This window comes from Robertmurraya korlensis, assembly GCF_023715225.1.
Lineage (GTDB): Bacteria > Bacillota > Bacilli > Bacillales > Cytobacillaceae > Robertmurraya_A.
In genome coordinates this window covers 1-392 of record NZ_JAMBNS010000159.1, presented here as the reverse complement: position 1 = coordinate 392, position 392 = coordinate 1, and the positions used below count along the sequence as shown (strand labels likewise).

General features: G+C 43.9%; 1 pseudogene. It reads right to left on the bottom strand.

Annotated features, from left to right (window positions below):
* Positions 1-210: pseudogene (locus tag M3175_RS26200) on the bottom strand (hypothetical protein); the annotation flags it as partial.
* Positions 211-392 lie beyond the last annotated feature (182 nt).

The following is a 392-nucleotide window of genomic DNA, read 5'->3' as shown; positions in this document are numbered from 1 at the left end:
CGCCATGGCTAACGGTTCAAAACCGTCGGGAACGATGTCGCCGCCCAAGATTTCGACCCAATGCTGCCTTAAAAATTCATCATCAGCCCAGCCAATTTGGTGGGCGACTTGCGGGTTGAAATGACCTGCTTGCGGGTTGGTGAGCGGTTTGGGGGGTTGTTTATGATAAAGCCTTGGGTCAAGCGTGGCATACGAGTTTTCGATTTTCATAATTTTTCCATTTTTATAGGCATGACTAATCTGGCGGTTAAATGCCCCCTGTATAGGGCATTTTAAGTCATTAATTGCGCTATAATAGCGCGTTAACAGCTGGCTGAAAATTTGATTAAGCTTGCTGATGTTTTTGAAAATTTATATTGCTTACTATACCTTTATCCGACGATATCGTCTGT